Here is a 14,594-nt window from a genome sequence, read left to right on the forward strand (position 1 = left end):
CATATGATAGCTGGTTACTAATAAAGCAGCCAACGATATCGCTCTTTATCTAACTCTCTGCTGGGTAAAATCTGTTGATGGTGTGCCTTTGTAGCATCGAGGAATAACAGGAAAAGCCTCTGTTAAAAAGTACGCATAAATACCATTAGGAAATTCTGGCGTAGTGGTAACTTGACCATTGCACTCATCCAAACTACCTGCGCCCTTTACATATTCATAATCGGCAACAAAAGTACCATCATAATGCCCACCGGGATTACTGCCACCGTCTGGTCTATGTCCGCTTTTTAGTTGATAACTAGAAGTCTGCTCAACAATGCCAGACTGTTTGTCTTCAGGATTCTTATAACCATAAAGCGCATAAATAGGAAAACCATCTGCAGACCAACCAATTAAAGGAGAATACTCTTCACTGGAAAGATGCAAATCCGATACTAATAAGGTAGGCAATGCGTGGTAATGATAAGCACCAGATGGCTGAACATGGGCATGGTTTTCATCAAGTCCTAATTCCACTGCACCAGACATCGCTTCGTATTGCCAACCAGAGCTTCGATCACCCAAATACCATTCAGCTGCAATAGGATCAAAAGGAACACCATTTAAACCCAAACCGAAATCATGCAAACCTAAAGGTGTTATTTTTCCTGAAATTTTTGGATTAGCTGGAATTTTAAACGTATAGCTTTGCTCTTTGATCTCGTTAGGATTACCAGAATTGGGAAACTGCCCAGTAAAGTGCTCAGAAATACCATTGGCAATAAGAATACGTTCATCGCCTTCTATCCGCGTACTAATTTTACTATCTGTAATCGGTTCAACATTCGCTATGGTGGTTTCAACCTGCCCATCTGATTGAACAATCGTGTGCTTTCTTGGAGCTCGTATTTGCTCCTGTCCATTGGCTCTAGATAAAAGTTGATTGCCCGCCTTTCTTGCCGGTACGCACACCAGTTGTTTTTGAGCGGGTGGTTGACGGCAAATACCTTCTACTGTATTTCTTGGAGAACTAAAACTACAGCTGTCCCCAGAAACCTTACTTTCACAAGCACCAATGGCGACTTGTGGTGCTTTGGCATAAGTAAAAAAAGGAATGCCCATCAGAATGAGATATTTCAATAACTTCATATTATCTCCCGTGGTGTTTTGAAACTTAAGTAAATTGGACTTGAAAATAACACCAAATATAAAGTTAATGACTTCATTTTACACAGACTTACATTAAGCAGGTTTAAACAAGACTAGCCGAAGAAAAAGTACATACAGAGCTAAGTCGCTGTACCAATTCAGTTCTGTCTTGTTATGTTATCGTATTTCCTCTTCCGCTTGATGCTCGGCATTATCTATCGCCCACTCACTTGCTGCCTCCACGGCAACAGTAGAAGTTGTAGGCAAAACACCAAGATAGCTGTCTGTATCCTCCACTGATAACTCTTCTTTTTGCTGAGACACACTATATAGAGCGAAGCCAGCAATCCCTAAAAAAGTCACGCCAATCACCAGCCAAAAAGCGCTAGGGCCTAAAATCTGCATAAACCAACCGCTCAACAACGGACCAGCAATAGCCCCCAAACCAAATGTAAAGACAAGCCCTCCTGATGCCGCAGGCATATCACTCGGGGAAAGTGAGTCATTGGTATAAGCCAGAAACAAAGCATAAAGTGGCGCTGTAACACCACCCGCAAAAAAGGCCGACGCCATCAAAGGCCAAAAAGCATCATGACTCATCCAACCAAACACACAGGAAGCACCACCAAAACAAGAGGCCCAAAAAATTAATTTACCTCGACTTACCCGATCTGATAACCAGCCTATGGGATACTGCATTACTAAAGCACCAGCAAATAACATGGCGACAAACAAAGCAATACTGTTTGCAGATAAGCCAATTTGACTACCAAACACAGCCCCCATCCCTGATTGTGTAGCATAAACACTCCCTAATAAAAATATCCCAACAGCTCCTAAAGGTGACACTTTTAATAAGGCTCTAAGTGACATGGGTTTGGCCACTTGTACCGCAGGCACAGCGGCCGCAGACAAAAGAATAGGAGCAAACGAAATAGATACTAAAATAGAAGCGCCAATAAACAGTGCAGATGTACTAGCGTCCCCCAAAGTCAGTAGACCTTGAGCGCCGATGATGCCAAGCGTTTGTGCAATCATATAAGCGGACAAAACTTTACCGCGTGTTTCATTAGTCGCCGAATCGTTTAACCAGCTTTCTGCCGCAACATAAATGCCCGACATACAGAAACCTACCAATAAACGTATAAGCGTCCAAGCCCAAGGATCTGTCAGTAAAGGGAAGGCAATCAAGCCTGCCGACATAAAACTCCCCAGTGCCGCGAACACACGCACATGGCCAACTCGACGAATCAATAATGGCGTAAAGTGTGCACCAGATAAAAAACCCACGTAATAACCCGAGGTGATGATAGCAAGTGAAGCAGAAGAAAAACCTTCAATCCCCCCTCGCAAACCGATCAAGGTGAAATGCATACCATTACCCAACATAATGAGCACGATACCGAGTAATAAAGCCCAAACTTTTGAAAGTACCTGAACCATCAAACTCACCACCTTCACACTTTACATAAACCGACAAAATACTAGGTTGCACCTAGAAAAACAGAGCTAGATAAATACCTAACTCCGCCTGCCAATTTAGGTGGTTCCATTTATGATTACGCTATTCTTATTTAACCCTATACGATCAACCAACACCGTCACAATATTGACCACAAACGTCATTCGCTCTAAAAACAGCAACATCAACTCTGCTTCCATTTTTTAATGGCGAGTATTGCAAAATATTTCACCATAAAAAGCGGTATCTACATAACAGACTAACGCAACATACTATGAAGTTTACTAATGATATTTAGATTACGCCTAGTTACAAAGACACCGAAACAAGACACGATATTAGCTACTAGCTTAGAACATCCAACACCATGTAAAGAGCTTCAGTAACTCAAACAGAAGGTTATGGCGTATCTTGTGGTTTTAGTCGAAAAGTCATGTGTGACGATGAATTTATTAAACAATAGGTACTTGAGATCATGGAAGTGTTATAGCGTTGCAGAAAAAACCTGTTCTTAAGTTGCCACAACCGAAAACGGTACAAGTAATTAAGTAAAAACAAACCGATAAGCTACGAAGAATAACAACATCGCCATGACGCGATTCAACCATGCCATCACGTTTCGGTTTGTTGCCACGTTTTTAAGGCATGAACCAACGAATAAATACGTACTTGGCGCACCACACGCGATCATTGAAAGTCCTAATGACCATAATGCGATTTGCCCACCTTCGATCTGCATTCGAGGAAATTGAACGGTTACAATAGGTACGATTGCGACCATTGCTTTAGGGTTACAAAGCTGTAAAACCAATCCCATTCGAAAATTTACCACAGCATTTTTGTCATTATTGGCTTTCTGTTGAAAACTCGACTGCATGATTTTTATCGCTAAATAAGCAATATATATCCCCCCACAAATAGAAATCACAGACTGATAGCCTTTCGGAATAATTTCACTGCCAAGATAACCAATCACCAGAAACCAAATCAGCATGGCAAGGCCGACACCCACACAATAAAGAAACGCTCGCCAACCTTGCCCATTCACACCAGCAAAAAGTGCAAGCGTATTCGCAGGCCCAGGACTGTACATAATACCAAAGGCATAAATGATTATTTCGAGCATAGGAATTCCTCAAATAGAATTTGATAGATATTAGATGGAAGTAAAATGGAGAATTAGATTGTCGTTAGATTCGTAATAAATTGCGTCTAAATTGATAAGGCGTTAAGCCAAAAACGGGTTTGAAGCGACGATTAAAGTAGCTCAAGTCACTAAAGCCAAAGGTAAACGCGACATCGGCTAATGACATGCCCAGCTCTAACGCTTCTTTCGCACGATTAATACGATAGTTCTGCCAATATTGGTGAGGCGTCATACCAAAGTAGTCACGAAATCGACGTAATAAGTGATACTTAGATATTTGCGCTACTTGGCTTAATTCGTCGAGTGACACCTCTTCACTGACATGAGCATGTAGATAGTCACGTACACGTTCAAAAACAGGATCTTTAACTCGCGGCAAAGCACCTACTTTCACTCTCTCTTTATGAGCAAGGTGCTCAGCAAACTCAAACAAGGCAGAGGAATATTTCAATGATGATGCTGTGTTACTTTCCACCAAGGCAGCCAAATGCAGAATATGCGCCTTCAAAATAGGATCGTTTTGCACCACGTGTTCCACTCGAAAATCTTGTGCTTGATAAACCCCAACACTTTCAAGCATTGGAACGAGCTGATCAGGGTGAACATAAAGCATTTTATAATGAAGTGCATCGCCACCACCCGAGCTTCCATCGTGAGCATCTTCAGGGTTAAACACAATTACATTACCAGCATGACTTTTGTGATGCTCACCTAACGCGAAAAAGTCTTGTCGACCCGATAACGTCACGCCAAACGAAAACTCTTCATGGGCATGGACTCCATAAGAGAAATCACTCATAGAAGCTTCCAGCAACATGACTTCATCAAGGGCTGAACTTTTAGCAAACTGAAACCGATTTTCTGCTGACACAACAACCCTCCTTTCTTAATGGTCTAAAACAATAAAACTAGACTACCTAAATTGAAACGTAAAAGATTGGACGATATTGCGAAACTAAGAAAAGAGTAGATATAAAAAAGCCCTGTTATTAACAAGTAATAACAGGGCTCTTAACTATTTTTCAGAAACGACTTCGATGGATGTTGGCTCTCTTTAAGGAACGAGCCTTATCGACTACTTCTTCGCTTCTCGGCGTTCTGCGATTTCTTCGCGGCGAACACGTTGTGCTAGTTTGTCTAGAATACCGTTAACGTATTTATGGCTTTCTGTTGCACCGAAGCCTTTTGCCAACTCTACGCCTTCATTAATCGCAACACGGTATGGGACGTCTAAACGTTCTGATAATTCAAATGCGCCAATACGCATAACAGCCAATTCTATTGGATCTAGCTCGCTTAATGGGCGATCTAGTAGCTCTTCAAACAAATCATCCAATTTTTTCGCGCTGGCTGTAACACCTTGCAAAAGTTCGCGGAAGTAAGGTTTGTCACAAGAATCCATGTCTTGATCAATAGTGAACTGGGTTTCTATCTCGCTTACCGCAGATTGATTCATCTGCCATTGGTAAACCGCTTGCAATGCCAAACGACGAGAAGCACTGCGCATTTGCGAGCGCGAAGGTTTTTTCGCCTTCTTTTTTGGTGCTGGAGTTTGATCGTTTGTTGTTTCCACTTCGCTCATTTTTCGCCTCAATTATCCAGACTACGCCGCCTTTTGGGCTGACGTTTTTCGCCTGTTTGGTAGTACCTGTTTTTGTCTATCAGACAGTGTCCATGGTCATTATGACCAAAGGCACGAATATGCATTTATCTTGGGCGGCGATTATAGCAATTTTTATCCTACGTTTCTTGGCAAAATTTTCTAAATATCGCTAAGAAACGTAGGTTTTTGGCTTTTTTCCAAAAAAGGCTTTAAAAGCAATGACTCACGTCACTGAGATTATTCTTCGTCTTCGTCAAAACCGTCTTCTTCGAAGTCTTCCTCTAAATAGGTTGGCTGGTATACCAAACGTAAATCTTGTCCAACTTGGCGTACAGATTTTAGCGTCAGTTCAACCGCTTCATCCATTGCCTCTAAAGGCAACTGAAATAATGGACGCGCACTGGAGCCTAATAATTTTGGCGCCATATAAACGGTAATTTCATCGACCAAACCTGCTTGTAAAAAACTACCCGCTAACGCTGATCCAGTTTCCAACAAGACATCATTGATACCCGCATCCGCAAGCTGCTCCATCGCATCTAACAAATCTAAACGTCCATCGTCTCCGCGTGGTGAGAAGCGCACTTTTACGCCTTTTTTATTTAAGACATTCAAATGCTCCGCTTCAATGTCTTCTTCCACAGAAAACACACACGCCTGAGACGTCGGATACAAAATTTTAGCGTCAGGAACAATCGACAAAGCGGTATCCATAACAACGCGCAATGGTTGGCGAACTGTTTTAGAGTCAACTTCTTGATCATCACTATCAATACGAACCGTCATGCTCGGGTTATCAGCCAACACAGAGCCGATACCTGTGACGATAGCATCACTTTGTGCTCGTAAGCGCTGCACATCAAGACGCGCTTCTGGCCCTGTAATCCATTGACTCTCACCGGATTCCATCGCGGTTCTGCCATCTAAGCTCATAGCTAATTTCACACGGATGTAAGGCAAGCCTTCTGTCATACGTTTGATAAATCCATGATTTAACGCTTCACACTCCAACTCTTGAATGGGACCAATCACTTCGATGCCCGCTTTTTTGATTTTTGCTAAACCGCGACCTGATACTTCTGGATTCGGGTCTTGCATACCAAACACAACACAAGCAACACCCGCTTTAATCAAAGCATCAGCACAAGGTGGTGTTTTACCTTGGTGGCTGCAAGGCTCTAACGTCACATAAGCCGTTGCGCCTTTAACGTCTTGGCTATTTTTCTTAGCATCATTAAGTGCATTAACTTCCGCATGAGCTTCACCTGCTTTGAGATGAAAGCCTTGACCAATAAGCTGATCGCCCTTTACTAAGACACAACCCACTCGTGGATTTGGGTGCGTGGTATAGCGGCCTTTTTGAGCTAACTGAATTGCTTTTGCCATCCAATATTCGTGATTATATAAGGTCATTCTTTGTCTTCTTTGTTGGCTGCTTTGTCATTAGGGTCATTGGCGAGTAATTCAGACTCACTAACACTGTGGCTTTCTAGATGATCTATCGCTTCACGAAATTCACTAATGTCTTTAAAACTACGATAAACAGAAGCGAATCGAACATAAGCAACATGATCAAGGCGCTGCAGTTCTTCCATTACCGCTTCACCCGTCCAACGAGATGGTAATTCACGCTCACCTGTTGCTTGCATTTTTTCTTTAATACGAGTGATTGCAGTCTCGACAGATTCAATACTAACAGGTCGTTTTTCAAGTGATTTGATAATGCCGTTACGCAGTTTTTCTTCATCAAATGGCACACGACTACCATCGTTTTTTATCAATTTTGGCATTTGCAGCTCAGCCACTTCAAAGGTGGTAAAGCGTTCATGGCATTCAATACAAGTTCGTCTACGGCGAACCTGTGCGGCTTCAGAAACCAACCGAGAATCCACTACTTTAGTATCTAGGGTTCCACAAAAAGGGCATCGCATAGCACTTCCAATATTACTAATTTGGTGTAAGAATGCCTCAATAAAGGCCGTCATTTTCTGGCGCAAATAATACCAACCCCGTCATCATATAGCTACAAACGCACTTCCATGTAGCCGTCGGCCAGTTCACAAGGATATTTATGCTATTCGCAGAATTAGCCGGTTTGGGCGCTGCATTGTGTTGGACTATTTCAAGCTTAATGGCCCCTAGGTTGATACAACGCTTCGGCACCATGCGTTTCAATACTGTTCGAATCTCCATCGCCAGCTCTATTCTGTTACTTATTTGTTTCATTGGTCAGCGATTTAGTGCCCTATTATGGCAACACGCAGAAGTCGTTATGCTGTCTGGTGTACTGGGAATATTTCTTGGCGACACCATGCTATTTAGCGCCGTACATCGTCTTGGACCAAGACGTACTGGCGTCATTTTTGCAACCAATGCTCCTATGTCTATTTTACTTAGCTGGTTATTTCTAGATGAGTACCTTTCTTTTAGCCAACTCCTTGCCTGTGGCTTGGTTCTAACTGGCGTTATCATTGCCATATTATTTGGTAAGCGTGCTGTTTTTAAGGAAGATAAAAACAATCACGCGTGGGAACAAACCAAGGGTAAGTTAAGCGTAGGTATTCTTATGGCGCTGGGTGGTGCACTTGGACAAGCCAGCGGCGCTTTACTAAGCAAACCCGCTTTACTTGATGGTGCAGACCCTATTGCTGTGTCTGCACTGCGAGTATGCACAGGTGCAATTGCACTTATCCTTGCTTATGGTTTGTTCTATCGCCACAAGCAGCCTATTGGGGCTCTACCTTTCTGGAAATTAAACTATTCTGATTTTTTAGGCGTAATAGCCATGGCAATCATTGGAATGGTGATCGGCATGAGCCTTTTAGTTTGGGGCATCGGAAACGCCAACGTTGGCATTGTCACTACGCTATCAGCCGTCGTACCTGTCCTTATCTTACCTGCATTGTGGATTACTACAGGCCAACGACCAGCGATTGGGGCTTGGCTGGGCGCTATTTTAGTCGTGGTTGGCGCCTCACTGATTATTCTGCATTAGCTTGAGCTGTGCTATCCTTAACATACTTTCAAATCATTCAATAAGTGACTCATTTTATGGCTCAGTTTGTATACAGCATGAACCGCGTTGGGAAGATTGTTCCTCCTAAACGCGAGATACTTAAAGACATTTCTCTTTCATTTTTCCCTGGCGCTAAGATCGGTGTATTGGGTCTTAACGGTTCTGGTAAATCCACGCTTCTACGCATTATGGCGGGGGTCGACACTGAACATAATGGTGAAGCTCGCCCAATGCCGGGCATTAAAATCGGCTACTTGGAACAAGAACCTCATCTTGATCCAACGAAAAACGTACGCGGCATTGTTGAAGAAGCTTTCGCGGACGTTATCGAGGCGATGGCTCGCTTAGATGCCGTTTACGCAGAATACGCAGAACCCGATGCAGACTTTGATGCCTTAGCCAAAGAGCAAGGCCAACTTGAAGCCTTGATCGAAGCGAAAGAAGGTCACAACCTAGAGCGCGCTCTAGAAGTAGCCGCTGATGCACTTCGCCTTCCACCTTGGGAAGCAAGCGTAGAGCACCTTTCTGGTGGTGAACGTCGCCGTGTGGCGTTGTGTCGTCTATTACTCAACAAACCAGACATGATCCTTCTAGACGAGCCAACTAACCATTTGGACGCAGAATCCGTTGCTTGGCTAGAACGCTTCTTGAAAGATTATCCAGGCACTGTTGTGGCGATTACCCATGACCGTTACTTCCTTGATAATGCAGCGGGTTGGATTCTAGAGCTTGACCGTGGACACGGTATTCCATACGAAGGTAACTACTCTTCTTGGTTAGAACAAAAAGACGCTCGATTGGCCAGCGAAGCGAAGCAACAGGCTTCCCATCAAAAAGCCATTAAGTCGGAGCTAGAGTGGGTTCGTCAAGGTGCCAAGGGTCGTCAATCTAAATCCAAAGCGCGCTTATCTCGATTCGAAGAAATGAACTCGCAAGAGTTCCAAGATCGTAACGAAACCAACGAATTGTACATTCCACCGGGACCACGTCTTGGTAGCAAAGTCATAGAGATCGAAGGCGTCAGCAAAAGCTTCGAACACAAAATGCTACTAGAAGACTTCAACATGGTCGTGCCTCAAGGCGCCATCGTCGGTGTGGTGGGTGGTAACGGTGCTGGTAAATCAACACTGTTCAAAATGATTGCGGGTATTGAACAACCAGACACAGGTACAGTGACACTAGGTGAGACTGTACAACTGGCTTACGTTGACCAAATGCGTGAACTGGATGGCGACAAAACCGTTTTTGAAGAAATTGCAGACGGCCAAGACATGATCACCGTTCACAACTACAAAGTTGTGTCTCGTGCTTACATCGGTCGCTTTAACTTCAAAGGATCAGATCAACAGAAATTGGTTAAGCATTTGTCTGGTGGTGAGCGTAACCGTTTGCACCTTGCGAAATTGCTTAAAGAAGGCGGCAACGTGTTGCTACTGGATGAGCCGACCAATGACCTTGATGTGGAAACATTACGAGCACTGGAAGACGCCTTACTTGCCTTCCCAGGTGCCGCGATTGTTATTTCCCATGACCGTTGGTTCCTAGACCGTATCGCCACGCATATCCTTGCGTACGAAGGCGATTCAAAAGCGGTATTCTTCGAAGGTAACTACGCCGAATACGAAGCCGACTACAAACAACGTACCGGCAACGAAGCCACACCAACACGTATCAAATACAAACGTATTGATGCGTAATTCTATTTAATAGGATTGGTTGGTAATGAGAAGCCGCTTACAGAAATGTAAGCGGTTTTTTTAGGCTTAATGTGAAACTAATCCTTTTTTGTATCTAACTTCTTTATAAGTTCCATCATCAATTCATGTGTATTTATAGGATATGAATCTATATTAGTTTTTGTAAAATCTCTTGCAGCAAACAATCTGTTAGCAATTTCTATTTTAATTTTATGCTGCTCTTCTTCAGGTAATGACGCTATATATGGCGTTATAGCTTTTAGATCTAAAGACGTTTGCTGATGTTCATATTGTTGAGCACGATGTTTTGCTGACTCTCTAGCTAAATAGGCTGCAGGTATAGACAGCATGATAGCTAAAACTATGCGAAAAAGAGAACTTTTCCATTCAAAACTGGCTTGAGTTGTCTCATAAAATGAAAAAGTAACAATGGCTACTGTTATTGCCATACATACCAATGATGCATATCTCAATACATTTGCCATTGCCTTTTCATCTCCAGCACTGGTCTCAAAATCCCCTGCTATTACTCTACCTGATGCATGACCTAATATATCGTTAATTTGGCTTTCTTTGACTTCAATTTCTTTCAAGGAGTCACTATACAAGACGGATACTTTTTCTATCTCTGCCTTCATTTCACTTTCTAACTGTTTCGACCTTTCACTAATCTGTGTGATTTTGACTTCATTTTCGTTTAGTAGTTTTTTTACTCTATCATCATGCTGTGCACTTTGATTAAAAAGTTCGTTCAGTTGATTTTTTGCAGATTTAAAGCTATGAAAACTATCTAATCCAGTACTTCCATTACTGCTTAATGAGTTATAACCAGCAGCTGCTAATAGATCATTTGATTTCTCCACTAATTCAGTGCTCAGAGAGCTCACTCTTCCATCAGACAATCCAGATTTTAAAATAGCAAACCCTAACCCTACTCCTTGTCGAGGAACTTCAATTAATTTATAAATTGTACTTTCTTTGGAACTTCCATTTTTAGCGGAATCATTGTAATTATTATAATCGGAAGCAGCACGATTAAAGCGGTCTAGACTATTTCTGATTTCTTTATTATGGAGGAAAGAGTCATTATTCCCTATTCGGTGCTGAAGTTGTGAGACTAGTTCTATAATTTCATGAATTTTTTCATCTGCGTTTAAAAGTAGCTCTTCCATTTTCTTTCCTATATCAATTAAAGCTAGATTCTCTTCATAGTAACGTAAAATTAAGCAATCGTTTCTATCCCTTTTCGTTCAACTAGTGAAAGCATCTTCAACGCGGCGCCTCTGGGTTTGCTTTCACCTTGTTCCCATTTTTTGACGAGCTTGTCACTGACGTTTAGATATTGGGCAAATACAGGTTGAGAAAGATTGTTAGCCAATCGTAGTTGACGAACTTTCTCAGGCGTAAATTCATGAATAGAAGTGAGGCACAAGGCATCAAACTTACGCATGGTGGTTTTATCGATCACACCTGCTTTTTTTAACCCTTTGGCCGTTTTATGAACGGATTTTAAAATATCACTCATGACTATCTCCTTCCTGATAATCATCTACTTTAATAGGTTTACCAGTAACGATTAGAATAAACCTTAAACGCACGAAACAACAGCCACAAAAAAGCCGCTTATCTTGCGATAAGCGGCTTTATATTTTCGTTTTAAATACTGACTAAGAAAGACTAAACCTTAAAGCTGCCCACTTGATGATCAAGCTCTTTATACAGTTTAGAGATGTCTTCTGATTGTTGATGTATCAAATCTGCAACGGTTTGCACTGACGTTGTTTGTTCGTTCAAAGACACCATGTTTTGATTCAGGTCGTTCGCCACAACAGATTGCTCTTGTGTCGCTTGGGCTGTTTGCGCCGCCATTTCCTGAACCTTACTGAAAGACTCACTTAATGCCGTAAATGTTTTTGTCACTTCATCAAAGTTACTTGCGGTGAACTCTGCATTATCATGACTGTTACGAATCGCCTTCGCTGACTCAGAAACATTGATGTTAAGCTTTTCAATCATGGATTCGATTTCATTTGTGCTGTCTTGTGTTCGAGTAGCAAGCGTTCTTACTTCATCTGCAACAACAGCGAAACCTCGACCTTGTTCACCTGCGCGTGCTGCTTCAATTGCCGCGTTCAATGCCAACAAGTTAGTCTGCTCGGCAATATTACCTATTACTTCTAAAACAGAGGTAATGGCTTCTGAGCTCTTCTGTAATTCTTCTGAGCGAGCAAGCGCCGATTGAATGTCTGCAACCAATTCTTTTATGGCTTTCTGAGAATTGGTAACCGCTGACATACCACTCTTAGTAAGTACATTTGAGTTATTCGCTTCATCAGCAGTATCACGGGCAACGGACGCCATTTGCTGGTTAGACATGTCCATTTCATGGCCTGCACTGACAATAAACTCAGAGGCATTGGCTAACGCAGAGGTAATATCTGATGTTCTTACTGACACGTCTTTTAAACCAGTAGTCATTTGACCTAAAGAGTCGGATTGTTTATGAATACTGCCAATGATCCCTCTAAGTCGATCCATAAATCCATTAAACTCATCCGCTAGGTCGCCTAATTCATCTTTAGTAGAGAATTCGATTTTCTGCGTTAAATCACCATCACCTTCGGAAATCTCACGAATGCGCTGCCCTAGGTAACGCACTTGATCCGTTAGGGTTTTAGGCGTCCTGTAGCTGAACCAAATAGAAATAAGCAATCCGATAACAATGACGACTAGGAAGAAATTCCCGAAGCTTTCAACATGTTCTGATACTTCTTTTTGAGCCTTATGAGAGCGTTCTTTAACCGCTTCACCTGCTGAGTCTAAAATATCTCTTAGTGCCGAAAAATCTGCATTTGTTTTGCTTTCAGTCGATTTATAATCGGATGAATTAACATTCATTTGAACCAGTGCATTTGAAGAATTTAACCAAGTAGTAAAGGCGGCATCAAACGGTTTGATCATGTTAACAAGATTAAGGTCGTTTTTAAGATGAGAACGATATAGCGCTACTCTGTCTTTTACTTGCTGGGCATTGCCTACACGATCTTTTTCTTCCTCTTGTGCATTTCCGATACTCGTAACAAGGTGCTGCTCTGCTAGCTTCGCTTGATACAAATCTCTATCCGCATTTAAAATTTCCGACATAGCTTCTTCGTATTGATCGACTTGGGTGATTAAGGCTCCTTCTAATCGATTAATAATATGAGTCATTGCCGATAAGGCAATTATGAAGGTGATAGTCATAATGGCAACAGGCAAAGAAACTTTTACCCGAATGGAATTTAAACGCATAACTGGAGCTCCTAACAAAGCTGCTGAATACAGCATATATACGTCATATTAAAATGAATGGTTCTGATGGATCAATCAAGTTTAACAATTACCTACATATTTATTACATATTTAGACCCTTTAAATGACATTTGTCTGATCCCTTAAATAAAGGCATTACTAAAGGCATTCCTTGTGCTTTATGTTTTAATATTTTTTTTAGACCGCAGAATGCCACTAGCGAATACCACACCGATACCTACCAAGATTAATCCAGCGATCACTTCTAACGTTGGTATTTCACCTAATAATGGAATAGCTAATAAAGATGTAAGTACTGGTGTGAGAGCACCCACTGCTGAAGTTCGCTCTGCACCCAGTTTATTGATAGCAAAACCATAGCTAAAGCCTGCGACCACACCCACTAAGATAGACTGCACGAATACTTGTTTTAATATCACATCCAGACTGACTTGGCTGATCCCTGAATCAACCACACCAAGAAGAAACAAAACAAAGAGCATAATTAGTGAAACTAAACTCAATAATCCACTGGCAGCCAAAGGTGGTAAACCTGCAACCCGTAAGCTAATAGTATAAATAGCCCAACATAGGCTAGCGCCTAACAGGTATAAATCACCTAGCCACACTTGCCCTTCTGACACTAATAAAGAGGTTAATAACAACAAAACGATGCCTGCAAAAATACCAATTAAGCCACATAATCGTAAACGACTTAATGGCTCTTTATAGAAGAAGTAAGCAATAGCAGTAACGAATAAAGGGAAGGTACCAGGGAGCAACAAACCAGCATGAGAAGCGGGTGCAAATGACATTCCGGTCGAACTTAAAAAAACAAATGGCACACCAGCACCACAGGTGATGCCAATTAAGTACTTAAAAGGTACGGCGGCAATTTTTTTTCGCGCCTGCCAAGCAAAAGGTAATAGAAGCACACAAGGCACACCAAACCGTAACAAAGCCAAATCATAAGAGGTTAAAGCGGTTTGTGTTCCTAATTTAATGACAATTAGCCAACATGCCCAAATACAAACAGTGAAGAACGCCGCACCAATGCCTAAATACAAGGTCGTTCCACTAGCAATCATTCGATATGAAGGTTCTTTTACCACCTTGGCTTCGACAGCTTCTTTTTCGACAAGGTATGACATCTTCATTCCTCAGTTAAGTGAAGAGCCATTATGCGGATTAGGCCCAGAGCATGTCCTTGCCAATTACACCTATAATTCGCTATATTTTGGCATCTATCA

The 14,594-nt window shown here is 42.0% G+C and carries 13 protein-coding genes; 2 read left to right on the forward strand and 11 right to left on the reverse strand.

Going from position 1 to position 14,594, the window contains the following annotated elements; translation table 11 throughout:
* Nucleotides 1–45 precede the first annotated feature (45 nt).
* The 7 genes from IF202_RS15430 to nrdR form a co-directional block, all read right to left on the reverse strand.
* Entirely contained in the window at nt 46–1,128 is a 1,083-nt protein-coding gene (locus IF202_RS15430) for a YHYH protein (RefSeq protein ID WP_206705529.1), read from the reverse strand.
* Nucleotides 1,129–1,305: 177 nt separating this feature from the next.
* Complete coding sequence (locus IF202_RS15435) at nt 1,306–2,571, reverse strand: MFS transporter (protein ID WP_191595820.1); 1,266 nt, start codon at nt 2,569–2,571, stop codon at nt 1,306–1,308.
* A gap of 563 nt (nt 2,572–3,134) precedes the next feature.
* Nucleotides 3,135–3,716 carry a LysE family translocator gene (locus tag IF202_RS15440; RefSeq protein WP_191595821.1) on the reverse strand — a complete coding sequence of 194 codons (582 nt, stop codon included), beginning with the start codon at nt 3,714–3,716 and terminating at the stop codon, nt 3,135–3,137.
* A 64-nt stretch (nt 3,717–3,780) separates the two neighbouring features.
* Complete coding sequence (locus IF202_RS15445; protein ID WP_191595822.1) at nt 3,781–4,608, reverse strand: AraC family transcriptional regulator; 828 nt, start codon at nt 4,606–4,608, stop codon at nt 3,781–3,783.
* A 204-nt stretch (nt 4,609–4,812) separates the two neighbouring features.
* Nucleotides 4,813–5,319, reverse strand: a complete 507-nt coding sequence (gene nusB, locus IF202_RS15450; RefSeq protein WP_191595823.1) for a transcription antitermination factor NusB — start codon at nt 5,317–5,319, stop codon at nt 4,813–4,815.
* Between the two features lie 258 nt (nt 5,320–5,577).
* Nucleotides 5,578–6,753 carry a bifunctional diaminohydroxyphosphoribosylaminopyrimidine deaminase/5-amino-6-(5-phosphoribosylamino)uracil reductase RibD gene (gene ribD / locus IF202_RS15455; RefSeq protein ID WP_191595824.1) on the reverse strand — a complete coding sequence of 392 codons (1,176 nt, stop codon included), beginning with the start codon at nt 6,751–6,753 and terminating at the stop codon, nt 5,578–5,580.
* Nucleotides 6,750–7,271 (reverse strand): transcriptional regulator NrdR, encoded by a 522-nt coding sequence (gene nrdR, locus IF202_RS15460; RefSeq protein WP_191595907.1) that lies wholly within the window; start codon nt 7,269–7,271, stop codon nt 6,750–6,752. Before nrdR ends, ribD begins: the two co-directional genes overlap by 4 nt.
* 140 nt (nt 7,272–7,411) lie before the next feature.
* On the opposite strand from nrdR, the gene IF202_RS15465 reads away from it, so the two are divergent.
* Together IF202_RS15465 and ettA are read left to right on the forward strand one after the other, a co-directional pair.
* Nucleotides 7,412–8,335, forward strand: coding sequence for a DMT family transporter (locus tag IF202_RS15465; protein ID WP_191595825.1), 924 nt, complete (start codon nt 7,412–7,414; stop codon nt 8,333–8,335).
* A 56-nt stretch (nt 8,336–8,391) separates the two neighbouring features.
* Nucleotides 8,392–10,053: an energy-dependent translational throttle protein EttA gene (gene ettA, locus IF202_RS15470; protein ID WP_191595826.1), complete on the forward strand. Its 1,662-nt coding sequence runs from the start codon at nt 8,392–8,394 to the stop codon at nt 10,051–10,053.
* Nucleotides 10,054–10,130: 77 nt separating this feature from the next.
* On the opposite strand, the gene IF202_RS15475 is transcribed toward ettA, so the two are convergent.
* The 4 genes from IF202_RS15475 to IF202_RS15490 all read right to left on the reverse strand — a co-directional run bounded on the left by IF202_RS15475 (nt 10,131) and on the right by IF202_RS15490 (nt 14,495).
* Entirely contained in the window at nt 10,131–11,225 is a 1,095-nt protein-coding gene (locus tag IF202_RS15475) for a hypothetical protein (protein WP_191595827.1), read from the reverse strand.
* Nucleotides 11,226–11,275: 50 nt separating this feature from the next.
* Nucleotides 11,276–11,578 carry a helix-turn-helix domain-containing protein gene (locus IF202_RS15480; protein WP_191595828.1) on the reverse strand — a complete coding sequence of 101 codons (303 nt, stop codon included), beginning with the start codon at nt 11,576–11,578 and terminating at the stop codon, nt 11,276–11,278.
* Nucleotides 11,579–11,730: 152 nt separating this feature from the next.
* Nucleotides 11,731–13,344 carry a methyl-accepting chemotaxis protein gene (locus IF202_RS15485; protein ID WP_191595829.1) on the reverse strand — a complete coding sequence of 538 codons (1,614 nt, stop codon included), beginning with the start codon at nt 13,342–13,344 and terminating at the stop codon, nt 11,731–11,733.
* A 179-nt stretch (nt 13,345–13,523) separates the two neighbouring features.
* Complete coding sequence (locus tag IF202_RS15490; RefSeq protein ID WP_191595830.1) at nt 13,524–14,495, reverse strand: DMT family transporter; 972 nt, start codon at nt 14,493–14,495, stop codon at nt 13,524–13,526.
* Nucleotides 14,496–14,594 lie beyond the last annotated feature (99 nt).

The organism is Marinomonas colpomeniae, assembly GCF_014803385.1.
Taxonomy (GTDB): domain Bacteria; phylum Pseudomonadota; class Gammaproteobacteria; order Pseudomonadales; family Marinomonadaceae; genus Marinomonas; species Marinomonas colpomeniae.